The organism is Streptomyces sp. NPDC057743, from assembly GCF_042798755.1.
Taxonomy (GTDB): domain Bacteria; phylum Actinomycetota; class Actinomycetes; order Streptomycetales; family Streptomycetaceae; genus Streptomyces.
Genome location: NZ_JBHVJX010000042.1, coordinates 31505 through 55556, shown reverse-complemented (window position 1 = coordinate 55556; position 24052 = coordinate 31505). Strand labels below are relative to the sequence as shown.

Annotated in this window: 14 protein-coding genes and 1 tRNA gene; 9 read left to right on the top strand and 6 right to left on the bottom strand. The window is 71.9% G+C overall.

Annotation, left to right across the window (positions count from 1 at the left end):
* Positions 1-171: 171 nt before the first annotated feature.
* Complete coding sequence (gene mfd, locus ACFVFQ_RS33035) at positions 172-3714, bottom strand: transcription-repair coupling factor (RefSeq protein WP_383423187.1); 3543 nt, start codon at positions 3712-3714, stop codon at positions 172-174.
* 471 nt (positions 3715-4185) lie between these two features.
* Here mfd and ACFVFQ_RS33030 point away from each other — a divergent pair, with 471 nt between their 5' ends.
* On the top strand, positions 4186-5802 hold the full coding sequence (locus ACFVFQ_RS33030) for an MFS transporter (protein WP_383423191.1): 1617 nt from the start codon (positions 4186-4188) through the stop codon (positions 5800-5802).
* A gap of 97 nt (positions 5803-5899) precedes the next feature.
* Here ACFVFQ_RS33030 and ACFVFQ_RS33025 read toward each other — a convergent pair whose 3' ends face one another.
* From ACFVFQ_RS33025 to ACFVFQ_RS33015, 3 genes are all read right to left on the bottom strand, one after another.
* Entirely contained in the window at positions 5900-6982 is a 1083-nt protein-coding gene (locus ACFVFQ_RS33025) for a cellulose-binding protein (RefSeq protein WP_383423185.1), read from the bottom strand.
* A 1504-nt stretch (positions 6983-8486) separates the two neighbouring features.
* Positions 8487-11621: an SUKH-4 family immunity protein gene (locus ACFVFQ_RS33020; RefSeq protein WP_383423183.1), complete on the bottom strand. Its 3135-nt coding sequence runs from the start codon at positions 11619-11621 to the stop codon at positions 8487-8489.
* Positions 11622-11629: 8 nt separating this feature from the next.
* Positions 11630-12637 (bottom strand): HNH endonuclease, encoded by a 1008-nt coding sequence (locus ACFVFQ_RS33015; protein WP_383423181.1) that lies wholly within the window; start codon positions 12635-12637, stop codon positions 11630-11632.
* Between the two features lie 478 nt (positions 12638-13115).
* Between ACFVFQ_RS33015 and ACFVFQ_RS33010 the strand changes: the two genes are divergently transcribed.
* Both ACFVFQ_RS33010 and ACFVFQ_RS33005 read left to right on the top strand, forming a co-directional pair.
* Positions 13116-13649: a YwqJ-related putative deaminase gene (locus ACFVFQ_RS33010; RefSeq protein WP_383423179.1), complete on the top strand. Its 534-nt coding sequence runs from the start codon at positions 13116-13118 to the stop codon at positions 13647-13649.
* A gap of 8 nt (positions 13650-13657) precedes the next feature.
* The gene (locus tag ACFVFQ_RS33005) at positions 13658-14212 is read left to right on the top strand and encodes an SUKH-3 domain-containing protein (RefSeq protein ID WP_383423177.1); all 555 of its coding nucleotides are present in this window, start codon (positions 13658-13660) and stop codon (positions 14210-14212) included.
* Between the two features lie 77 nt (positions 14213-14289).
* Here the strand turns inward: ACFVFQ_RS33005 and ACFVFQ_RS33000 are convergent, their stop codons facing one another.
* Entirely contained in the window at positions 14290-15720 is a 1431-nt protein-coding gene (locus ACFVFQ_RS33000) for a sensor histidine kinase (protein ID WP_383423175.1), read from the bottom strand.
* 156 nt (positions 15721-15876) lie between these two features.
* On the opposite strand from ACFVFQ_RS33000, the gene ACFVFQ_RS32995 reads away from it, so the two are divergent.
* From ACFVFQ_RS32995 to pth, 6 genes are all read left to right on the top strand, one after another.
* Positions 15877-16737: a hypothetical protein gene (locus ACFVFQ_RS32995; protein WP_383423172.1), complete on the top strand. Its 861-nt coding sequence runs from the start codon at positions 15877-15879 to the stop codon at positions 16735-16737.
* Positions 16738-16766: 29 nt separating this feature from the next.
* A tRNA-Gln gene (locus ACFVFQ_RS32990) sits at positions 16767-16838 on the top strand.
* Positions 16839-16957: 119 nt separating this feature from the next.
* Positions 16958-18442: a bifunctional UDP-N-acetylglucosamine diphosphorylase/glucosamine-1-phosphate N-acetyltransferase GlmU gene (gene glmU / locus ACFVFQ_RS32985; RefSeq protein ID WP_383423170.1), complete on the top strand. Its 1485-nt coding sequence runs from the start codon at positions 16958-16960 to the stop codon at positions 18440-18442.
* Between the two features lie 73 nt (positions 18443-18515).
* Positions 18516-19490 (top strand): ribose-phosphate diphosphokinase, encoded by a 975-nt coding sequence (locus ACFVFQ_RS32980; protein ID WP_274915312.1) that lies wholly within the window; start codon positions 18516-18518, stop codon positions 19488-19490.
* Between the two features lie 209 nt (positions 19491-19699).
* Positions 19700-20281: a 50S ribosomal protein L25/general stress protein Ctc gene (locus ACFVFQ_RS32975; protein WP_383423168.1), complete on the top strand. Its 582-nt coding sequence runs from the start codon at positions 19700-19702 to the stop codon at positions 20279-20281.
* A gap of 89 nt (positions 20282-20370) precedes the next feature.
* The gene (pth, locus tag ACFVFQ_RS32970; protein WP_383423166.1) at positions 20371-20961 is read left to right on the top strand and encodes an aminoacyl-tRNA hydrolase; all 591 of its coding nucleotides are present in this window, start codon (positions 20371-20373) and stop codon (positions 20959-20961) included.
* Positions 20962-21039: 78 nt separating this feature from the next.
* Here the strand turns inward: pth and ppc are convergent, their stop codons facing one another.
* Positions 21040-23802, bottom strand: coding sequence for a phosphoenolpyruvate carboxylase (gene ppc / locus ACFVFQ_RS32965; RefSeq protein ID WP_383423164.1), 2763 nt, complete (start codon positions 23800-23802; stop codon positions 21040-21042).
* Positions 23803-24052: the final 250 nt, after the last annotated feature.

Here is a 24052-nt window from a genome sequence, read left to right as displayed (position 1 = left end):
CGCCTGTGTTGTGGACGTAAAGCGAAGCAGTCCACAACACAGGCGCCGGAGGCCCACCCCCGCCACCCACCACCAAGCAGAACGCGGCCCCCGCCCAACAACAACCCGCCAACGGCGAGCACCCCCACGGCGGGAAACCCAAAAACGTGCGGGCCGTCGCAAACGCGCGGGTCAGCTCAAAATCGTCGTGAGGAACTCACCAACCCACGCGAGCAACTCGCGCCCAACCACCGGCTTCCCCCCGATCCTCCCCGTCGTCGGCCGCGGCACAAGCACGTGCCGCGCCGCCGGCTTGAGGACCGTACGGGGATGCAGCCGCTTCAGGCGGAGCTCCTGGGACTCGCGCAACTCCACCGGGCCGAAGCGGATGTTGGAGCCCTGGAGGGTGATGTCGGTGACGCCGCAGGAGCGGGCCAGCATCCGCAGGCCGGCGACCAGGAGGAGGTTCTCCACCGGCTCCGGCAGCTTGCCGTAGCGGTCGGTGAGCTCCTCGCGGACCGCCGCGATGTCCTCCTCGGAGTTGGCCGAGGCGATCGCCCGATACGCCTGGAGCCGCAGCCGCTCGCCCGGCGCGTAGTCGTGCGGAACGTGCGCGTCCACCGGAAGCTCGATCTTGACCTCCAGCGGCGGCTCCTCCTCCACACCGCCCTCCAGGGACGCGCGGTAGTCGGCCACCGCCTCCCCGACCATCCGGACGTAGAGGTCGAAACCGACGCCCGCGATGTGGCCGGACTGCTCGCCGCCCAGGAGGTTGCCCGCGCCGCGGATCTCCAGGTCCTTCATCGCCACGTACATGCCGGCGCCCATCTCGGTGTGCTGGGCGATCGTCGCGAGGCGCTCGTGCGCGGTCTCGGTGAGCGGCTTCTCCGGCGGGTAGAGGAAGTAGGCGTAGCCGCGCTCGCGGCCGCGGCCCACCCGGCCGCGCAGCTGGTGCAGTTGGGAGAGGCCGAAGTTGTCGCCGCGCTCGACGATCAGGGTGTTGGCGTTGGAGATGTCGATGCCGGACTCCACGATCGTGGTGGAGACCAGGACGTCGAACTTCTTCTCCCAGAAGTCGACCACCACCTGCTCCAGTTGGGACTCGCCCATCTGACCGTGCGCGGTCTGGATGCGCGCCTCGGGCACGATCTCGCGCAGCCGCGCCGCGGCGCGGTCGATCGACTCGACGCGGTTGTGGATGTAGAAGACCTGGCCCTCGCGGAGCAGTTCGCGACGGATGGCCGCGCCGATCTGCTTCTGCTCGTAGGGGCCGACGAAGGTCAGGACCGGGTGCCGCTCCTCGGGGGGCGTGGTGATCGTCGACATCTCGCGGATGCCGGTGACCGCCATCTCCAGGGTGCGCGGGATCGGCGTCGCGGACATCGTCAGGACGTCCACGTTGGCGCGGAGCTTCTTGAGCTGCTCCTTGTGCTCGACGCCGAAGCGCTGCTCCTCGTCGACGATGACCAGGCCGAGGTCCTTGAACTTGGTCTCGGAGGAGAAGAGGCGGTGGGTGCCGATGACGATGTCGACGGCGCCGTCCTTGAGGCCCTCCAGCGTCGCCTTCGCCTCGGTGTCGGTCTGGAACCGGGACAGCGCCTTGACGTTGACCGGGAACTGGCCGTAGCGCTCGGTGAAGGTGCCGTAGTGCTGCTGGACGAGGAGGGTGGTGGGCACCAGGACCGCCACCTGCTTGCCGTCCTGGACCGCCTTGAAGGCCGCGCGGACCGCGATCTCGGTCTTGCCGTAGCCGACGTCGCCACAGATCAGCCGGTCCATCGGGACCGACTTCTCCATGTCCTCCTTGACCTCGGCGATCGTGGTGAGCTGGTCGGGCGTCTCGGCGTACGGGAACGCGTCCTCCAACTCCCGCTGCCAGGGCGTGTCCTGGCCGAAGGCGTGGCCGGGCGCCGCCATCCGCGCCGAGTACAGCTTGATCAGGTCGGCGGCGATCTCCTTGACCGCCTTCTTGGCGCGCGCCTTGGTCTTCGTCCAGTCCGCGCCGCCGAGCCGGTGCAGCGTCGGCGCCTCACCGCCCACGTACTTGGTGACCTGCTCCAACTGGTCGGTGGGGATGTAGAGCCGGTCCCCGGGCTGGCCGCGCTTGGCCGGCGCGTACTCCACCAGCAGATACTCGCGGGTGGCGCCCTGGACGGTGCGCTGCACCATCTCGATGTACCGGCCCACGCCGTGCTGCTCGTGGACGATGAAGTCGCCGGCCTGGAGGGTCAGCGGATCGATCTGCTTACGGCGACGGGCCGGCATCCGGGCCGCGTCCTTGCCGGCGGCCTTCTGGCCCGACAGGTCCATCTCCGTCAACACCGCGATCTTCAGGCCCGGATCGACGAAGCCGTTGTCGATCGAGCCGCAGGCCACATGCACGACGGACGGCGCGATCTCGCCGAGGTCGGCCTCCAGACGGGCGGCGATGCCCTCCCCGCCCAGCACCTCGACCGTACGGGCCGCGGGGCCGTGGCCCTCGGTGACGAACACCGTGCGCCAGCCGTCCGCCAGCCACTGCTTGGTGTCGGCCAACGCCCGCTGGGTGTCCCCGCGGTACGTCTCCGGGGCGTGCATCCCCAGCTTCAGGGTGTCCCCGTCGCCCTCCACCTCCTCATCGGCGGCGAACGGCGAGATGGACCACCACGGCATGCCCAACTCCCGGGCGTGCTCCCGGACATCGGCGATGCCCCACAGGGACGCCGCGCCCACGTCGATCGGCGCCGCGCCGCCACCGGCGCTGGCAGCCCAGGACGCCTGAAGGAACTCCTGGCTCGTCGCCACCAGGTCCGCCGCCCGGGTCCGCACCCGCTCCGGATCGCAGACCACCGCCATGCTGCCGGCCGGCAGTACGTCCAGCACCAGCTCCATGTCGTCGACGAGCACCGGGGCCAGGGACTCCATGCCCTCGACGGCGATCCCCTCGGCGATCTTCCCCAGCAGCTCGCCCAGCTCCGGATGGTCCTCGGCCAGCGCCGCGGCCCGCTCCCGCACCTCGTCCGTCAGCAGCAGCTCCCGGCACGGCGGCGCCCACAGCCCGTGCTCGGCCACCTCCAGGGAGCGCTGGTCGGCAACCTTGAAGTACCGGATCTCCTCGACGTCGTCGCCCCAGAACTCCACCCGCAGCGGGTGCTCCTCGGTGGGCGGGAAGACGTCCAGGATGCCGCCGCGGACCGCGAACTCGCCGCGCTTCTCGACCAGTTCGACCCGCGCGTAGGCGGCCGCCGCCAGGCCGTCGACGACCTCCTCCAGATCGGCGCTCTGCCCCGTCCGCAGGCTCACCGGCACCAGCTCGCCCAACCCCTTGGCCTGCGGCTGGAGCACCGAGCGGATCGGCGCGACCACGACCGAGACCGGGCCGGCCGTCGGGTCGTCGGCGCTCGGGTGCGCCAGGCGGCGCAGCACCGCCAGGCGGCGGCCGACGGTGTCCGAGCGCGGCGAGAGGCGCTCGTGCGGCAGCGTCTCCCAGGACGGGAACTCCACGACGGAGTTCTCCTCGCCGGCCGGCATCAGCGAGCGCAGCGCGGCCGCCAGATCCTCCGCCTCCCGGCCGGTGGCCGTCACCGCCAGCACCGGGCGGCCGCCCTGCCGCGCCAGCGCCGCCACCGCGAACGGGCGGGCGGCCGGCGGCCCGACCAGATCGACATGCGGGCGGTGCCCGTCGGCCGCGGCCTTGACCGCTTCGGCGAGCGCCGGGTCCAATGCGACGGCGTCGAGCAGACCACTCAGGCTCATGAAAGGTTTCCGTCCCAGCGAGGCGAACAACGCGACCGGTCCGCCACCCCTCGCATAGGCGCCGACGGGCGCAATCGGACCAGGGCTGACCACCTTACGCCGGCCCACTGACAACCGGCCGCCCCAGCGGCCGCCCGCCGCCGTCCCACCCTGCGAGAAACCCCGTTCCGCCCGGCCACCGCGCGTGCAAGGGTGTCCCCGGAACCGTGCCGACTACACGTATACGCGCCGACCACACGTAGCCGATCACACGTAGCCGCGTCAGCCGCGGCCGGGCGACGCCTCGGCCCGGCCGCAGCACGGCAGGAGGGGACCCCGGTGAACCGCACCACCCAGGACAGCCACGGCGACAGCCACGACACCAGCCGGAACAGCACCGACCCGAACGGCACCGACCGGAACGACGCCACCGGGAACCGACCATCCGACGCCCGCACCGCCGCCCGCCGCGGCCCCGTCGTCGCCGCCCTGATGCTCGGCATGGCCCTGGCCGCCCTCGACTCGACGATCATCGCCACCGCCGTCCCCCAGATCGTCGGCGACCTCGGCGGCTTCACCGTCTTCTCCTGGCTCTTCTCCGGCTACCTCCTCGCCGTCACCGTCACCCTCCCCGTCTACGGCAAGCTCTCCGACACCCACGGCCGCAAGCCGATCCTGCTCACCGGCATCGTCCTGTTCCTGATCGGCTCCCTGGCCTGCGCCGGCGCCTGGAACATGGGCTCCCTGATCGCCTTCCGCGTCCTCCAGGGCCTGGGCGGCGGCGCCCTCCAGGGCACCGTCCAGACCATCGCCGCCGACCTCTACCCGATGAAGGAACGCCCCAAGATCCAGTCCAAGCTCTCCAGCGTCTGGGCCGTCTCCGCCGTCGCCGGCCCCGGACTGGGCGGCCTGCTCACCACCTACGGCGACTGGCGCTGGATCTTCCTCATCAACCTGCCCGTCGGCACCGTCGCCCTCTGGCTGATCATCCGGCACTTCCACGACACCCGACGCGACCGCCCCACGTTGACGACTGACGCCCCCGGGCAGCGCACCCGCGTCGACTGGCCAGGCGCCCTCGCCATCTTCGCCGCCGGCGGCCTGCTGCTCACCGCCGTCGTCCAGGGCGGCACCGCCTGGCCCTGGCTCTCCGCCCCGTCCCTCCTGCTGCTCACCGGCAGCGCCCTGGCCACCGCGGCCACCGTCCTGATCGAACGCCGCGCCGCCGACCCGATCATCCCCGGCTGGGTCTGGCGCCGCCGCACCATCTCCGCCGTCAACCTCGCCCTCGGCGCCCTCGGCCTGCTGATGGTCGCGCCGACCGTCTTCCTCCCCACCTACGCCCAGGCCGTCCTCGGCCTCGCCCCCACCGCCGCCGGCTTCGTGCTCTCCGTCATGACCCTGAGCTGGCCGATATCCGCCGCCCTCAGCAGCCGCGTCTACAACCGCATCGGCATCCGCAACTGCGCCCTCCTCGGCATCGGCGCCGCAGCCCTCGTCCTGGCCGCCTTCCCCCTGCTCCCCTACCCCGGCGCCGCCTGGCAGCCCGCCCTGCTCATGCTCGCCCTCGGCGCCGCCCTCGGGCTCTTCCAACTCCCGCTGATCATCGGCGTCCAGTCCTCCGTCGGCTACGCCGAGCGCGGCACCGCCACCGCATCCATCCTCTTCTGCCGCCAGGTCGGCCAGTCCCTCGGCGCGGCCCTCTTCGGCGCCATCGCCAACGCCACCCTCAACGACCGCCTCACCCACGCCCCCGCCGCCATCCGCGCCGGCCTGCCGCACGACCTCGACGCCGTCTCGCACGCCCTCCAACACGCCGGCGCCCTCGTCACCGGCACCGCCGACTACCTCCGGCGCGCCGTCGCCACCTCCGTCGAACACGTCTACCTGGGCGCCGCCGCGGCCGCCGCCCTCGCCTTCCTCGCCGTCCTCCTCCTGGCACCCCGCCGCTTCCCCCTCCACGCCGAGGCCCATCCGGGGGCCGGGGCGACTGGGGCGGCCGGGGCGACTCTCACCTCTGCCGCGGACGAGGACGGGGGAAATGGCGACGACGGCACGGACACCGGGTGCAACGCCACGGACAGGCGGACGGACAGGCGGGCTGACTGATCGCCGCCGGCGGGCAACGGCCGTCTCGGTCGGGGCCGTTGGCAGCCCCGAGCCGTCGGGCCGGAGCCACCCGGCCGCGGGACCGCCGTCGTGCCGGCTACCGCCGGCCCGAACCGTGCCCCTCCACCCGCTCCACCCGCGGCAACTCCGTCTCCAACGTCTCCTCGTTGTCCGGATCGTGGTCGACGTCGACCCGCACACCGGCCCCGCCCCCCGAAGCGGAACCAGAAGCAGAACCAGAACCGGAAGCGGAGGCAGCGGAAGCCCCCGTCCCCGTACCCGTGCCCGAGTCGGCGAACTCCGCCGGGTCCTTCCCCGTCAACGCCGCCAGGCTGTTGCGCACATGCGTCATATGGATCCGGAGCTCCTCGCGCTTCTCGTCGTGCTCCCGCACGACCCGCTCGGCGGCCCGCTCGATCCGCTCCGCCTCGACCCGGGCCTGCGCCAACAGCTCCGCCGCCTGCGCCTCGGCGTCCTCGGACCGGTGCCGCGCGGCCTCCTCGGTCTCCGCCGTCAGCCGCCGCCGCTCGGCCCGCACCGCCTCGCCGTGGGCCTCCAGCTCGGCCACCCGCTGATCCATCTCGGACTCCAGGCCGGCCAGTTCCCGCTCCAGGGCGTCCCACTCCTCGGTGTGCCGCACCTCCTGGTCCTTCAGCAACTGCTCGGTGCGTCGCCGGGTCTCCGTCAGCTCCGCCGCCGCCTGCGTCCGCAGCTGCTCGGCCTCCTCGATGGCCTCCGCCACGATCCGCGCCACCTCCTCGGCGGCCGCCTTCTCGATGCGCCGCGCGTCCTCCTCGGCCTCCGCACGCATCCGCTGCGCCGCCTTGTCCGCCGCGGTCTGCAGCTCCTGCGCGAAGCCGGCCGCGTCGTCGTGCGCCTGCTCCGCGTCCGCCTCCGCCTCGGACCGCAACCGCGCCGCCTCGGACTCCGCCGTCGTCAGGATCAACCGGGCCTGCTTGCCCAGCGTCTCGTACGTCTGCTCCGGCAGCTGCGCCACGTAGGCGTGCAATTCGGCGAGTTCGGCCTCCATCTCGTTGGACAGGACCGTCAACCGGGCAGCGCGTTCCCAACAGGAATCACGGTCGATCGAGAGCCCCTCGACGCGCCGATCCACGTCCTCCGGGCGATAGCCGCGCCCTCGCACGGTCTCGAACCCGTGTGGCGAAACCGAAGTACTCATCCCTCAAGCCCCTCTCCCTGCGCACAGCAGTCGCGCGGACCCCGCTTACTTCCGCACAGTCCCGCGCACATCTTTCTGGATCGGCCCGAAGCGGCTCCATCACGACACTCCGCCCATTCCCTCCCCCAAGGATGCGTCATTTGCCACCAGAAGCCGGAATTGGATCTTCGCCCGCGAGGGGGGGTTGCCCGGGACCCGCCCTGACGCCCTCGACGGCACAACGCCGCCCCCACGCCACGGTTACGGCACCCCCGCATTCCGCCGGCTTTCACCCGCTTCCGCCACCCGGGACCGCCACCGGGCCCTGCCGGTTCTTGCGCCGGGCCGATTCCGCCGGACCCTGCCGGTTCTTGGTTGCTCGCCGTGGCGGCGGGAGGGGTATTCGCGGCCGGGCCCTGCGTTGTGGGCTGCGGCCGGAGTTGACTGCGGCGTTGGCTGCGGCCTCCGGCGGGGTGGGCGTCTTGCGGGTTCCGCCCGGTGGGGGCCCGCGCCTGGCGGCTTCCGCCCGGTGGGGGCTGGCGCTTTGCGGCCTCTCACCGTGGGTGGGGCCGGAGGGGCTGTCCCGGGGTACGTCCTCGGTGCGGGCGCCTCTGGTCAGTCAGATGACGAATACCCGGGGCTTTGCTCCAGATCCTGCGGGCGCACCCCGGGACATCCCCTCCGGCCTACACCGTCGCCGACCACCCGCCGGTGGACCCACCGCCACCAGCCCAACTCACAGACCACGGAACGTTGGTGGCTCGCCGGTGGCTCGCAGGCCGCGGAACGTTGGCAGTTACCCGACGGCGGCCCCTGGCTCCGACGACGGCCGGCACGGTCGCGGCGGAGTGGTTGATGGTTGGGGTGGCTGGGGGGTTGTTGGGGGTGGTTGGGGGTTGAGTCACTCGCGGGCTCAGCCGTCGGCGGTCCGAGCCAGGAGTGGGCCGCCGCCCCGTGCCTTGCTCGCCGCCGCCTCCTCTTATCCGACAACGAACGCGGACGGGTGGGGAGTTCCACGTTCCATTACGGATTGTAGTCGGACGGGTGGGGATGGTGAGGAGGGTTGGGGATACGCCCCCACAGTCGGGCCGCACAGGCAGGACACAGGGGGCCGCACAGGCGGGGCGCAGTCGGGGAGGCGACCGGCGGGCCGAGGTCGGCGACGCTACCCAGGGGACGCGACCGCGTAGCTGCCCCGGACCGACGCGGCGGGAAAGCCGCCAACGGTGCCGGGTCGGAGGGGATGTCCCGGAGCCCGCCCGCAGGATCTGGAGCAAAGCCCCGGGTAATCCTCACCCACACACCAGAGGCGCCCGCACCGAGGACGGGCTCCGGGGCAGCCCCTCCGACCCCCACCCACCAAAGAGTGGGCGAGGCCACCCCAGCCACCACCGAGCCAGACAGATGACAACGCGGGGCGACCACCAACCACACCTCCGCCGCCACGGCGCGCAACCACCCACCGACAGGGACCGGCGGCATACCCAACCCACCAAAACCCCAACGTGGGAAGGCCCACACACCGCTACAGCAGGCCGTCCCACATCTGTTCCAGCAGGACCGACCACCACGTCTCCGGCGACCCCAGCGCCGGCGGGTCCAACGCCACCAGCTGCGCCTGGAAGTCCACCGTCCACCGGCCGGCCTGCTCGGGCGTCAGCCCGTACCGCAGGCGCCACATCCGCCCCAGCATCGCCAGGCACCGCACAAACTCCGGCAGCCCCGTGTTCACGAACTGTGGCGCAACGGACTGCCCGCCGGGCCCCGCCTCCAACGGGACCGCGACGATGTTCGCGGTCCCGTACTGGACGCACAGTTGGCGGCCGAAGTCGTTGCCCATGACCAGGTACGAGCCCGCGTCCGGCGCCGGCTGCACCCGCCGCTCCGCCGCCAGCTCCGCCAGCGTCGGCACCGGACGCCCCGGCTGCGCCTGCGCCCAGAAGAACGGCCCGAAGTCGACCGGCAGCCCGGCCCACACCAGCGTGTGCGCGACGACCTCCGGCACACCCTGCCGGGAGACCGCCCGCTGGTCGAAGCGGAAGATCCCCTGCGGCCCGAACGACTGCTCCAGCTCGTGCCCGATCGCCTGCGGCGGCACCGGAGGCACCGGCTGCACCTGCGACGGGTGCGGCAGCGGCACCCGCACCGGCGCGGGCCGCGCCGGCCCGTCGGCGACCTGGTGCAACTCGCCCTGGTGCTCGACCAGATGACGGACGCCCTGCTGCCGCGACGCGTGGTCCGTGCCATACGCGGCGGTGTGGCTGATCCGCACCTGCGGCCAGGACTCCCGCACCATACGGGCGCAGTAGCCACCGGGCAGGTCGCAGCACTCCAACTCGGTGTGCAACTCCACGACCTGCTGCGGCGGGACGTTCATCGCCCGCAACTCGTGCAGCAGTTGCCACTCCGGGTGCGGCGTACCGGGCGCCGAGCGGCGCACGATCTTCTGCTCGCTGCCGTCCGGTGCGCGGTAGCTCAGGACGGCCATGTAGCCGGGTCCGACGGTCGGTTGGCCACTGGGCGGCTGCGGATAGCCGTACGCGCCGGGGGCGGCGCCCTGCGCCCCGGTGCCCGGGACTCCGGGACCCGGCGCACCGGGCGGGCCCGGCGGCGGGCCGGGCTGCGCCGGCGGCGCCATCGGCGGAGCGGGCGGCATGCCGGGGCCGGCGGCGGACGGCGTTCCGGGACCGCCCTGGCCGGCGGCCGGCGGCATGCCGGGGCCACCCTGGCCCGCTCCCTGGGGACCGCCCGGGCCGCCGGACAGCGCGGCGCCGGACGCGAGCATCGTGGCCGCGGCGTGCACCCCGCCGTCGGCCCCCGCACCGCCGTTCGACGGCGCGGGAGGCGCAGGCGGCGGCGGAGGCGGACCGCCCGGACCACCCTGGCCGCCCGCCGACGGACCGGCGTGGCCCGACGCGCCGGACTGACCCGACGCACCCGACGCCCCCATCGGCCCGGGCCCGCCAATCGGCCCAGGAGGAGGCGGCGGAGGCGGCACCCCGGGCCCACCAGCACCGCCGGGCACACCCGTGCCGTCGCCCGGGCCGGGCATCGGGGCCTGGAGGGCCGCGCCGTCCGCAAGCATCGTCGCGGCGGCGTGCACCCCGCCGCCCCCGGAACCAGCCGCGCCACCAGCACCTTGCTCAGCACCCCGGTCAGAGCCCTCGCCAGATGCCTGACCGGAGCCCTCGCCGGAACCTCCGGCGGAGCCCTCGCCGGGCCCGTCCACCGCACTCAAGTCCAGCTCAGCGGCGTCCAGTTGGGAGACCAGCTGCGTCGGCACATAACCGCCGGCCGGCGCACCGGCCGCCGCCGGGCCCGGGGACGCCGAGTCGGCTGCCGGGCCGGACGCCGGCCCCTCACCGGGGCGCGCGTTCGGCTGCTGCGCCCCGGGGGACGCGCTCGCTTCGGCCTGCGCTCCAAGGGGCGGCGGCACCGCGTCGGGCGGCGGCGGGACGTCGGCGACCGGCGCCCCGGTCGGCGGCGGCAGGTCGCGCAGGTTGGCCGGCGCCACGGACGGCGCGGGCGGGGCCGGCGGGGCCGGCGGCATGCTGGGCGGCGCGGGCGGCATCGGGGGCGCCGGGGGCAGCCCGCTGGTAGCGGCCGCGCCCGCCCCGCCGGACGCCCCGCCGTCCCGCGGAGGCGGCCCGGACTCGATCTTCGTACGCGGCAACTGGCTGCCGCCTCGCATCAGTTCGGTCTTGGCGTCGGGGCGCACGCGCGGCGTCGACGGGGTGTCCTCGTCGTCGGAACCGGCGAGCGGCGGCGCGAACACGGTCTGCGGCGGCGCCACCGAAAGGCCCTCGCCGTCGCCGCCGGCGGTGGTGTCCGCGGCGGCCCACGGCGCGTCGTCCCCCGAGGACGAGGGCGAGGTGGAGGGAGAAGCGGGCGGGGGCGTGGCGTGTGCGGCGTCCGGCCCGGCGTTCACGCTGACGTCGGCCCAGGCGTCCGCCGCGGCGGGCCCGGGAACGGCCTCCGGGGCGGGCCCCGATCCGGCCCGCTCCCCAGAAGAAGCCCCGGGGGAAACCTCAGAAGACCCCCCGGAGCCCCCGGAGTCCGGGGAGTCCCCGTCCCCAGAGCCCCCCGCAGAAGCGTTCACGTATTCCGCACCGACACCGAACCCGTAACCAGAGCCGGGAGCAGAACCAGACTCCACATCAGCCTCAGCCCCAGCAGCAGAACCAGAACCAGATCCAGAACCAGCCGATTCGGAACCAGACCCGGACGCAGAACCGGAACCACCCCCGACCCCAGAACTCCCCCCGAAAGTCCCGCTCTTCCGCCCCCCGATCCCCATCGCATCCGCCGCCTCCTGTAGCCACTCCGGTGGCGTCAGCAGGAACGACGTGGCCTCCAGGTCGATCCGTTGCGGCGGTTCCGCCGCCGCGTACCCGCCGTCCGCCGGCGCGCCGTACTCCTCCTCGTAACGGCGGATCACCTCGCCCACCGGCAGCCCCGGCCACAGCGTGGTCTCCCCGCTGTCCCGCGCGATCACCAGCCGGCTCCGGCCGCCCTCGCCCACCGGGCCACCCTCGCGGTCCTCCGCCCAGGCCACGAAGCCCAACGCGAACTCCCGCACCCGCACCTCGCGGTGGAACGCCGGCGGCACCTCGCCGTTCACCCACTGCTCCGCGCGCTCCTGCGCCTGCGCGAACGTCACCACCGCGCTCAGCCCCCCATCGGCACGGCGTACGCGAAACCGCCGTCCACCATCAGGTTCGCCACCGTCTCCAACTCCGGCGGATTGCCCGCCAGTCGCTGGAGGAAGTCATCGAAATCCGCACCACAGGGCAACATCAGCCGCTCCACCCGCTCCTGCACCGACCACCCGTCCTGATCCCGGGCGTCGTCGTAGGGACAGAACCACACCGAGCCCAACGCCTCGCCACGCACCTTCACCGCGACCACCCCGCCCTGCGCGAACGCCACCCCCAGGTAGTCCTTGGTGAAGTGGTCGCGCAGGCACTTGTTCACATAAACCAGGTCGTTCACCGCGGCGTCGTCGCGCACCGTGAAGAACGGCTGGTCGACCAGGAGTCCCAACTCCGCGTCCAACGCCGCCCCTACGGGTGCGCAGCCGCCCGCCGCCTTCAGAAACGAGCGGTACGCCCCCGGCAGCCGGTAGCCCAGCGCCTCCTCGGCCTGCGCCAGTTGCTCCTCGGTCACCGCCAACTCCCGCCGCGGCAGCCCGAAATGCACCGGTCGGGTCTCCTGCAACGGCCGCGTCCCGCGCTTGTCGTGCGCCACCGCCGCCGTCGCCAGCCCCGCGTGGTGCCGCAGCAGCGCCTTCACCTCGACCGGGACCAGCTCCATCCGCCGGGTCCCCGCCACGTGGTGCCAGGTCCAACCGTGTGGCGTCGCCACCGACGGCACGTCTATCCACAGCTCGTGCCCCTGCGCGTGCAGCGCCGCGTTCGCCGACACGAAGTCCGTCAACCGCAGCTCGTCGACGCCGAAGCCCTCCGGCGGCTCGGCGATCTCCGCCGCCGCGCGCGCGTACGGCGAGAAGTCCGGGAAGCCGTTCCCGTCCATCCGCACGCCCGCCGGATACCGCGCGGCCCGCACCGGATCCGGGAAATGCACGACCTGCCCGGCATAGGCCGAGTTCGGTGGCACGGGACGTCCTGGGGCCTGGAGGCCGGGGTGCGCCCCCAGCCCTTGCCGACCTGTCGTCATCGCGGTTGCCCCCTGGCTGAAGCTGGCTTTGGGGCACAGCCTATGCGGTGCCGCAACACCCCCTCCCGCCACCCGACCACCGCCCCACGACGCCGCCGATGCTTAGGTGACATCTCCCCTTTTCGCCACCCCCGCCCCTCCCCCCGCGACGCCTCCCGCCCGCGCCCGCTCCCCGCCCCGGGCGCCCCCCTTTGCACCTTGGCGCCGCGACGCCTCCCGTTTGCACCCCTGGCCCGCACCCCAACTCGTATTCCAACGGCACCGTCCGTCAGCCCCATGACACCCTCACCTCACCCACCCCGCCCGCCACCCTCCACACCCCCCACCGCACCCGCCCACCAGGACCGTTACCGGCCACCCGACGAACCGTCACATCCCAGTGACATCCCCGACAGCGCGCCCGACTACCGCAACGCCCAGCACATTTGGCAATCTGACCTCCGCAAACCGGGGGGATTGCAGGGAGGGAAGCACCACCATGACCACCACCGCACACCACACGACCGCCGTCGGCGACCCTCGCACCAGCGGCGACCCGCGCATCGGCTGGAGCGGCACCGCCGACACCGACCGCGCCCCCACCCTGCACCACCGCCGCGACGGCATCCTCCCCACCATCGGCGCCGCCCTGTCGGTACGCGGACAAACCCTCACCTGCACCGCCAGCAAGGCCGAACAGCCCCCCACCCTCCACCCCCTCGTCCAGGACTTCCTGGACACCCTCACCACCGCCCAGCGCGACCGCTTCACCGGCCGCTGCCCCGAAGCCGTCCTGCTCTCCCGCCACCTCACCGCCGTCGAGAGCAACCGCGGCAAACGCGCCTCCCGCAAACCCCTCACCAACGGCGAGGCCCGCCGCTCCCTGAAACACTCCAAGATCACCGCACGCCACATCCGCGAGGACGGCGACCCCCAACACGGCAGCTACGCACCCCCCTGCCGCTCCTGCGACGCACTCCTCGCCCACTTCGGCGTCATGCCCATCGGGGCCACGACGTCCCAAGGGAGCTGACCACCACCATGCCGCCCGCCCACACCCCCGCCGCCGACAGCACCGGCTCCACCCGCTTCCCCGCCGCCGTCGACATCGCCCTCCAAGACGCCGGCTGGCAACCCGGCCGCTGGGACATACACCAGGCCGAAAGCTGGGCCGACACCCTCCGCGCCCACACCTCCCCCGCCGGCCACCGCCACACCGTCTTCCCCGCCGCCGTCGAAGCCTGGGCCGAATTCGGCGGCCTGCGCATCACCGGCCCCGGCCCCGGCCGCCACATCGCCCCCACCCCGTTCGTCATCGACCCGCTCCTCGGACTCCACCTCGCCCGCACCCTCGGCGACCTCGGCCGCGCCCTCGACACCCACGTCGCCCCGCTCGGCCAGGAACACCTCCCCGACACCAAGGCCACCCGCGGCACCACCCACCCCCAGGCCGCCCTCGCCATCGACACCGAGGGCCGCGTCTATAGCCTCGACCACACCGGCGACTGGTACCTCGGCCCCGACCTCGACCAGGCCCTCGGCACCCTCATCCTCGGCACCCGCCCGAGCCGCCTCACGGTCGCCAACGACGCCTGACCCACGCCACCTTGATCAACGGGCCAACGGCCGGCTGACGGGCAGAACGGGCGACACGGCCCGAGCCCGCGGACCGCCTACGCCGCCGCCGACGCCTCCAGCGGCACCACCGCCGACACCCTGAAGCCCCCCGCCTCCGTCGGCCCGGACACAAACACGCCACCCAGCGCCGACACCCGCTCCCGCATCCCCACCAGGCCGTTCCCGCCGCTCGGCAGACCCGCGTCCGTCGCCCCCCGCTCCGACGGCCCGTTCTCCACCTGCACCGCCACCTCGCCGGCCCGATGCGCCAACCGCACCCGCGCCCGCGCACCCGGCGCGTGCTTGTGCACGTTCGTCAACGCCTCCTGCACCACCCGATACACGGTCTGCTCCACCCGCGCCGCATACCGGGGCCCACCGGCCCCCGCCACGGCCGTCTCCTCCGCACCATCGCCGTCCCCCTGCACCGCGAACTCCACCGCCATCCCCGCCGCCCGGGACTGCTCCACCAACTCCCCCAACTCCGACAACCACGGACCATCCCCCTCCGGCTCACCACCGGCCGCCGACCCACCGTCCGCCGCCGACTCCGCCGCCGCGCCCCCGGCCGCCTGCTGCGACACCCGCGACGCCACCGCGGCCAACCGCTCGGGGTCGTCCGACCCCCCCGACCCCAGCACCGCCGACCCCTCCGCAGTCCGCAACACCCCCAACATCTCCCGCAACTCCGTCAACGCCTGCCGCCCCATGTCCCCCACCAAAGCGGCGTTCCGCGACGCCTTCTCCGGATCCTTCAGCGCCACCGCCTGCAACGCCGCCGCATGCACCACCATCAAACTCACCCGGTGCGCCACCACGTCGTGCATCTCCCGCGCGATCCGCGTCCGCTCCTCGTTACGGGCCCACTCCGCCCGCTCCTCGGCCCGCTCCGCCAGCAGCGACAGCTCCCGCTCCAGACCGTCCGCCCGCTCCCGCAGGCTCTCCACCAACCGCCGCCGAGCACCGACGTACAACCCCCACAACACCGGCGGCGCCGACAACACCAGCCCCACCGTCAACGCCATCAACACCACGAACCACACCGGCGGATGGAAGGACGGCTCCGTCGCCACGTCCTGCCGCATGCTGAGGAACGTCGTCAGCACCGTGCCCGCGACCGTCATCCCGGCCAACAGCCCGATGATCCGCCGCGGCACATCCGACGCCGCCAACGTGTAGAGCCCCACCACCCCCAGCAGCACACCCATCTCCGCGGGCATCACAGCGATCGACACCAGCACCACCACGACCGGCCACCGCCGACGCACCAACAGCACCGGCCCGGCCACCAGCCCCAGCAGCACCCCCACCGCCACCGGCACCCCCGCCGTGTGCGCGAACGGCACCCCCTCCGCCACGCACTCCGCCGTCGACAGCACCGCCAGCACCACGTCCAGCACCGCGCTACGACGCCGCGCCCACCACCAAGGACCGCCCCCCGGCGTCCCTCGCGCGGCCACGCTCTCACTTGCCCCCGTTGCGGTCATACCGACCAGCGTACGGGCGCCGACCCCGCTTCCCAGGGCCCCGCCCCAGCACACTGACCGGCCCGTTACCCACCACTACGGCCAGCTATCGCTCGAACTGTTGAATCGCTCGCATTTTCGCCTCGCTGGGTACCGGCACCCCGCCAGCCTGTCCCCATGACGCACACCCACTCCCCCTCGCACCACGACTACGAAGCCTTACGCCCCCGCGCCGTCGCCCTCCGCCGCGCCGGCCTCAGCCGCCGCCAGATCCGCGACCGACTGCACGTCCACAACAACGACCTCCTCAACCGCCTCCTGGAAGGCGTACCGGTCCCGGAGTGGACCAAGCGCCCCAACGCCAAGAACGACCTGCGCGCCAAGGCCCGCGAGCTCCGCACGCAGGGCCTGACCTACGACCAGATCCAACTCGAACTGGGCTGCTCGAAGAGCTCGATCTCACTCTGGGTGCGGGATCTGCCGAAGCCTCCCCGACGATCACCGTCGGAACAGGCCCGGATCGCCGGCCGGAAGCGCTGGGACCACGAGTTGGCGGTGCGCGACGAGGAACGCCGGCGCACCAAGGACGCGGCAGAGGCCGAGGTCGGCGCCCTGTCGGACCGGGAACTGCTCTTCATCGGCGCAGCGCTGTACTGGGCCGAGGGCATGAAGGACAAACCGCATGCCCGGCGGGAGCACGTCGTCTTCGTCAACAGCGATCCGGGCGTGATCGAGGTCTTCCTGGCCTGGCTGCGGATGCTCGGCGTCGAACCGGAACGTCTGCGTTACCGCGTGATGATTCATGTCACTGCGGACGTGCCCGCCGCCGAGCGCCACTGGGCCGATCTCGTAGGGGTCGACGTCTCCGCGCTCCAGAAAACCACGATCAAGAAGCACAATCCGAAGACCGTCCGCAGGAACACGGGAGAGGGCTACTACGGCTGCCTGGTGATCCGCGTGCTGCAAAGCGCTGACCTATACCGTCGCATTGAAGGCTGGTGGTACGGCATAGTGTTGGGTGCCAAGCGGACGCCCTGACGGGATGTCCGGTTTGGTCCGCTTTATATTCCCCTGTGGTGTAATTGGCAACACGGGTCACTTTGGATGATTTGTTCCAGGTTCGAGTCCTGGCAGGGGAGCAAGCAAGGTTCGGGTCCTGATCTATCGGTCAGGACCCGCGCTCGTTTCCCCCGCAATACGCCCCGGTATCCTTCGGATGTCCACCACCCGAAGAAGCCAAGAAGCCGAAGGGCATCCCGTGAGCGCCAACCGCCCGGCCGCCGTCGTCGTTCTCGCAGCGGGTGAGGGAACCCGCATGAAGTCGACGACCCCCAAGGTCCTGCACGCGATCTGCGGCCGATCCCTCGTCGGCCATGTCGTGGCCGCCTCCCGTGAGCTGGACCCCGAGCACCTCGTCGTGGTCGTCGGCCACGCCCGCGAGCAGGTGCGCGAGCACCTCGCCGCGATCGATCCCGCCGCCCGCACCGCCGTGCAGTACGAGCAGAACGGCACCGGCCACGCCGTGCGCACGGCGCTGGAGGAGCTGAGCGGCGACGGCGTCACGCTCGACGGCACGGTCGTCGTGGTGTGCGGTGACACCCCGCTGCTGACCGGCGAGACGCTGGCCAAGCTGAGCGAGACGCACGCGGCGGACAAGAACGCCGTGACGGTGCTGTCGGCCGAGGTGCCGGACGCGACGGGCTACGGGCGGATCGTGCGGGACGGGGCGTCCGGCGCGGTCACCGAGATCGTCGAGCACAAGGACGCCAGCGAGGCGCAGCGGGAGATCCGGGAGATCAACTCCGGGGTGTTCGCGTTCGATGCGCGGCTGTTGGTGGAGGCGCTGGGCAAGGTGCGCACGGACAACAGTCAGGGTGAGGAGTACCTCACGGACGTGCTGGGGATTCTGCGGTCGGCCGGGCACCGGGTGGGGGCCGCGGTGGCGGCGGACCACCGGGAGATCCTGGGGATCAACAACCGGGTGCAGTTGGCCGAGGCGCGGCGGCTGTTGAACGCACGGCTGCTGGAGCGGGCGATGCTCGCCGGTGTGACGGTGGTGGATCCGGCGTCGACGTGGGTGGACGTGTCGGTGACGTTCGAGCAGGACGCGACGGTGCAGCCGGGGACGCAGTTGTTGGGTTCGACGCATCTGGGGTCGGGCTCCGAGGTGGGTCCGCAGTCGCGGCTGAAGGACACGGTCGTGGGTGCGGGGGCGTCGGTGGCGTTCACGGTGGCGGAGGGTGCCGAGGTGGGGCCTAAGGCTTCGGTGGGTCCGTACGCGTACCTGCGTCCGGGGACGCGGCTGAGCGTGAAGGCGAAGGCCGGGACGTTCGTCGAGATGAAGAACGCGCAGATCGGCGAGGGCACGAAGGTGCCGCATCTGTCGTATGTCGGGGATGCGACGATCGGTGAGCACACCAACATCGGTGCGGCGAGCGTGTTTGTGAACTACGACGGTGAGGCGAAGCACCACACGACGGTGGGGTCGCACTGCAAGACGGGCTCGGACAACATGTTCGTGGCGCCCGTGACGATCGGGGACGGCGCGTACACCGCGGCCGGTTCGGTCATTACCAAGGATGTGCCCCCGGGTTCGTTGGCGGTCGCGCGCGGCCAGCAGCGGAACATCGAGGGTTGGGTCGCGCGTAAGCGGCCCGGAAGCGCCGCCGCGCAGGCCGCTTCGTCCGCTCGCGATTCGGAGTCGGGTCAGGGTTCTGACGTGGCGTCCGAGGGTGAGCGGTGACTGTGCCGACGGGTATGCCGTGCGGGGCGTACCGTGATGAGCGCACGCAAACCGTGATGCAAGGAGATGTGCTGTGACCGGGATCAAGACGACCGGCGAGAAGAAGCTGATGCTCTTCTCCGGCCGCGCCCACCCCGAGCTTGCTGAGGAGGTCGCGCACCAGCTGGGTGTGGGCCTGGTCCCGACGAAGGCTTTCGATTTCGCCAACGGTGAGATCTATGTCCGTTACCAGGAGTCGGCGCGCGGTGCGGACTGCTTTTTGATCCAGAGCCACACGGCTCCGATCAACAAGTGGATCATGGAGCAGCTGATCATGATCGATGCGCTGAAGCGGGCCTCGGCCCGGAGCATCACCGTGGTCGTGCCGTTCTACGGGTATGCCCGGCAGGACAAGAAGCACCGTGGTCGTGAGCCGATTTCGGCGCGGCTGATCGCGGATCTGATGAAGACGGCGGGCGCGGACCGCATCGTCACGGTGGATCTGCACACGGACCAGATCATGGGCTTCTTCGACGGCCCGGTGGACCATCTGTTCGCGCTGCCGGTGCTGGCGGACTACGTGGGCGCGAAGGTGGACCGGGACAAGCTGACGGTGGTTTCGCCGGACGCGGGTCGGGTGCGGGTGGCGGACCGCTGGTGTGACCGGCTGGGTGCGCCGCTGGCGATCGTGCACAAGCGCCGGGACAAGGACGTGGCGAATCAGGTCACGGTTCACGAGGTCGTCGGTGATGTGAAGGGCCGGGTGTGTGTCCTGGTCGACGACATGATCGACACCGGTGGCACGATCTGCGCGGCGGCCGAGGCGCTGTTCGCCAATGGTGCGGCGGACGTGATCGTGACGGCGACGCACGGTGTGCTGTCGGGTCCGGCGGCGGATCGGCTGAAGAACTCGAAGGTGAGCGAGTTCGTGTTCACGAACACGCTGCCGACGCCTTCGGAGTTGGAGCTGGACAAGATCACGGTGCTGTCGATGGCGCCGACGGTCGCGCGGGCGATCCGTGAGGTGTTCGAGGACGGTTCGGTGACGAGCCTCTTCGACGAGCAGTGAGTTTCGTCGCGTTGGGTCGGTGGTCGGCGGTGGCCGGCTAGATCGACTTTGGGGCGGCCTTTCTGGCCGGGTAGACTCTTGGGGTTGCTCGGCGAGGGAGGCCGCCCTTTTGCGGTGGTACTCCGTTATCGACGCGCTCTTCGTAGCTGGTCTGTCGTGGGCCGGGTGACGCCCCGCAGAGGTTTTTTTCGGATACGAGGAGTGCTGACATGGCTGAGATCAAGCTCGCCGCTGAGTCCCGGGACGAGTTCGGCAAGGGCGCGGCGCGGCGTCTGCGTCGCGAGGAGAAGGTTCCGGGTGTCATCTACGGGCACGGCGCGGAGCCGAAGCACGTGGCGGTCGACAGCCACGCGCTGATGATGGCGCTGAAGACGCCGAACGCGCTGATCCGCCTGGATGTGGACGGCAAGAGCGAGCTGGTGATTCCGAAGGCGGTGCAGCGTGAGGCGATCCGTCGCTTCCTGGTGCACGTGGACTTCCTCGCGGTGAAGAAGGGCGAGAAGGTCTCCGTCGAGCTGCCGATCCAGACCGAGGGTGAGCTGGCGCCGGGTGGCAACCTGCTGGAGCACCTGCTGAACACGCTGCCGGTCGAGGCCGAGGCGACGCACATCCCGGAGTCGGTCACCGTCTCCATCGCGGGTCTGGACGCCGGTCACACGGTGCTGGCCAAGGACATCGAGCTGCCGGCCGGTGTGTCGCTGGCGGTCGAGGAGGACACCGCGGTGCTGCAGGTCATCGCGGCGCAGGCGGAGGCTCCGGCCGAGGCTGAGGGCGAGGGCGCGGAGGGCTGAGTCGCTCCGCGGTAGTTTTCTTCCCAACCGCTGTCGCGGCGCCGTCCGGCGCCGGGCGGCGGTTGGGGCGTTTTTGAGGAGACGTGGACATGACGGATGCGGCGAGCCCTTGGCTCATCGTGGGGCTGGGCAACCCGGGCCCGGAGTATGCGGGCAACCGCCACAACGTGGGCTTCATGGTGGCCGATCTGCTGGCGGAGCGGATGGGTGGCCGGTTCAAGTCGCACAAGGCGCGGGCCCAGGTGGTGGAGGGGCGGATCGGTCCGCCGGGTCCGTTGAGCCGTCGGGTGGTGGTGGCGAAGCCGTCGTCGTTCATGAATCTGTCGGGTGGGCCGACGACGGCGTTGCGGGACTTCTACAAGGTGCCGGTGGCCAACATCGTGGCGGTGCATGACGAGTTGGACATCGATTTCGGTGCGTTGCGGTTGAAGCTGGGGGGCGGCGACAACGGGCACAACGGGCTGAAGTCGATCACGAAGTCGTCGGGGGCGGAGTACCACCGGGTGCGGTTCGGGATCGGGCGGCCGCCGGGGCGGATGCCGGTGGCGGATTTCGTGCTGAAGGACTTCTCGTCGGCGGAGCGCAAGGAGTTGGACTACTTCGTGGACCGGGCGGCGGATGCCGTGGAGGCCCTGGTCATCGAGGGGTTGGAGCGGGCGCAGTCGACGTACAACTCGTAGGCGGGGTGCGGGGGATGGCGGCGGGCCCGTCCGGAGTGGTTGCTCCGGGCGGGCCCGTCGTCGTGTGTGGGGTGCCGGTCAGCCGGTGTTGCGGAGGCCGGCGGCGACGCCGTTGACGGTGAGGAGGAGGGCGCGGGCGAGGAGGGGGTCGGGTTCCTGGCCGGCGGTGGCGGCGTCGCGCTGTCGCTTGAGGAGGGAGACCTGGAGGTAGGAGATGGGGTCGAGGTAGGCGTCGCGGACGTGGAAGGTCTGCTTCAACACGGGGCTTGCGTCGAGGAGTTCGTCCTCGCCGGTGACGCGGAGGACCTCGGCGACGGTGAGTTCGTGTTCGGTCTTGATGGTGTCGAAGACGTGCTTGAGGTCGTCGGGGACGAGGGTGTCGACGTAGTGCTGGGCGATCCGCAGGTCGGTCTTGGCCAGCGTCATTTCGACGTTGGAGAGGAAGTTGCGGAAGAAGTGCCAGTGTTCGTGCATTTCGTCCAGGACGCTGCCGAGGCCGGCTTCGCGGGCGGCCTTGAGGCCGGTGCCGACGCCGTACCAGCCGGGGACGATCTGGCGGGACTGGGTCCAGCCGAAGACCCAGGGGATGGCGCGGAGGCCGTCGAGTCCGGCGCCGGAGTCGGGGCGGCGGGAGGGGCGGGAGCCGAGGTGGAGGTCGGCGAGCTGGTCGACGGGGGTGGAGGCGAAGAAGTAGGCGGGGAGGTCGGGGTCCTCGACGAGGCGACGGTAGGCGTGGTGGGCGGCGTCGGAGACGGTCTCCATGGCGGCGTCCCAGCGGGCGAGGGCCTCGTCGGACTGGCGGGGGGCGGTGTGCAGGGCGGATGCCTGGAGGGTGGCGGCGACCGTCAGTTCCAGGTTTTCGCGGGCCAGTGACGGGACGAGGTACTTGTCGGAGATGACCTCGCCCTGTTCGGTGACCTTGATCTCGCCTTCGAGGGTGCCGTAGGGCTGGGCGAGGATCGCGTCGTGGGAGGGGCCACCGCCGCGGCCGACGGTGCCGCCGCGGCCGTGGAAGAGGCGCAGGCGGACGCCGTGGCGGTGGGCGACGTCGCGGAGCAGCCGCTGGGCGCGGTGGATCTCCCACTGGCTGGTGGTGATGCCGCCGAACTTGGAGGAGTCGGAGTAGCCGAGCATGACCTCCTGGACGTCGCCGCGGAGGGCGACGAGGCGGCGGTAGGAGGGGTCGGAGAGCATGTCGTCGAGGAGCTGGTCGGCGATCTTCAGCTCGTCGGTGGTCTCCAGGAGGGGGACGATGCCGACCTTGGCCCAGCCGGCGTGCAGGTCGATGAGGCCGGCCTCGCGGGCGAGGACCGCGGCGGCGAAGACGTCGTCGGAGCCCTGGCACATGGAGATGATGTAGGACTCGATGACCTCGGGGCCGAAGGTCTGCTTGGCCTTGCGGATGGTGCGGAAGACGCCGAGGGTCTTGGCGCCGGCCTCGTCCAGGGGTGCGGGGCTGGGGGCGAGGGGGCGGCGGGAGCGGAGTTCCTTGGCGAGCAGCTTGCGGCGGTAGTCGCGGGGCATGTCGACGTAGCGCCAGGATTCCTCGCCGAGGCGGTCGAAGAGCTGGCCGAGGGCGTGGTGGTGGGCGTCGGCGTGCTCGCGGACGTCCATGGTGGCGAGTTGGAGGCCGAAGGCGCCGATGGTGCGCAGGGTGCGCTCCAGTCGGCCGTCGGCGATCAGGCCGCCGCGGTGGGCGCGCAGCGAGGTCTGGATGAGGGTGAGGTCGTCGAGGAGCTCGCTGGTGCCGAGGTAGTCGTGGCCGGGGACGTGGGGGGTGTCGGCGGCGAGGCGGTCGCGGGTGTTGAGGAGCTTCTGGCGGATGCAGGTGGCCTTGAGGCGGTAGGGCTCTTCGCTGTTGAGGCGCTTGTAGCGGGGGCTGATCTCGGGGAGGAGGTCGAGGTCCCGCTGGAGGGAGGCGAGGAGTTCGTCGGTGGCGCCGCAGTTGCGGATGGAGTTGGAGAGGGCGCCGCGGAGCTCGTCGACGTGTTCCAGGGCGTCGGTGATGCCGTGTTCGTGCTGGAGGATCAGGACGTCCCAGGTGACCTGGGGGGTGACGTTGGGGTTGCCGTCGCGGTCGCCGCCGATCCAGGTGCCGAAGGTCAACGGGCGGGTGCCGGCGGGGAGTTCGGTGCCGGCGCGCTCCAGTTCGGCGGCGAGGTCCTCCAGGACGTCGCCGACCGCGCCACGGCCGAGTTCGTCGAGGTAGTAGATGGCGTTGCGGGCCTCGTCGGTGGGTTCGGGCCGGGCGACGCGGAGTTCGTCGGTCTGCCAGATGAGGTCGATGTTCTCGGCGAGGCGGAGGTCGGTGCGGCGGCGGTCGGCGGCGTCGCGGTGGTCCAGCAGCTCGGCGATCTTGCGGAGCTTGGTGAGGACGGAGCGGCGGGCGGCCTCGGTGGGGTGGGCGGTGAAGACGGGGCGGACGCCGAGGTTGCGGGCGGTGGCGCGCAGGTGCTCGGGGTCGGCGTCCTTGAGCATGTCGGCGGTGCGGGCCAGGATGCTGCCCTCGGCGGCGCGCTTGGCGCGCAGTTCGCGGCCGCGGTGGACCTGCTCGGTGACGTTGGCGAGGTGGAAGTAGGTGGAGAAGGCGCGGACGAGCTTGGCGGCGGTGGCCAGGTCGGTCTCGCCGAGGAGCCGGGCGGCGGCCTCGCCGTCGGTGCGGGTCAGGGCGCGGACCTGTTCGACGAGGTCGAGGAGGTCCTGGCCTTCCTGCCGGACGAGGGTCTCGCCGAGGAGGTCGCCGAGGCGGCGGATGTCGGCGCGCAGGGCGCCGTTGCCGCCGGTGGTGGGGGTGGCCTTGGCGGCGGCGGACTCGGCGGGGGTGTGGTCGGCACTGCTCACGGATGCGGCTCCTTGCGGGGATGGTGCAGTCATTGAGCACGTCTGTGCGGGGTGCGGACCGCGCTGTCCGACGTCCCCAGGATAGGCATCTACCCCTGGCCTGGGATCACACCGTCCGCAGGGTGGGCATCGGGCGCGGCCGGCGGGGCGGGGCCTGTCACGGCCTTGCCCGGGGTGGTGTCGCTGCCATACTTACGAGACCGTAGGTTACGGTCCCGTAGGGCCGTAGCCGTGCCCCCGAGCCCCCGAC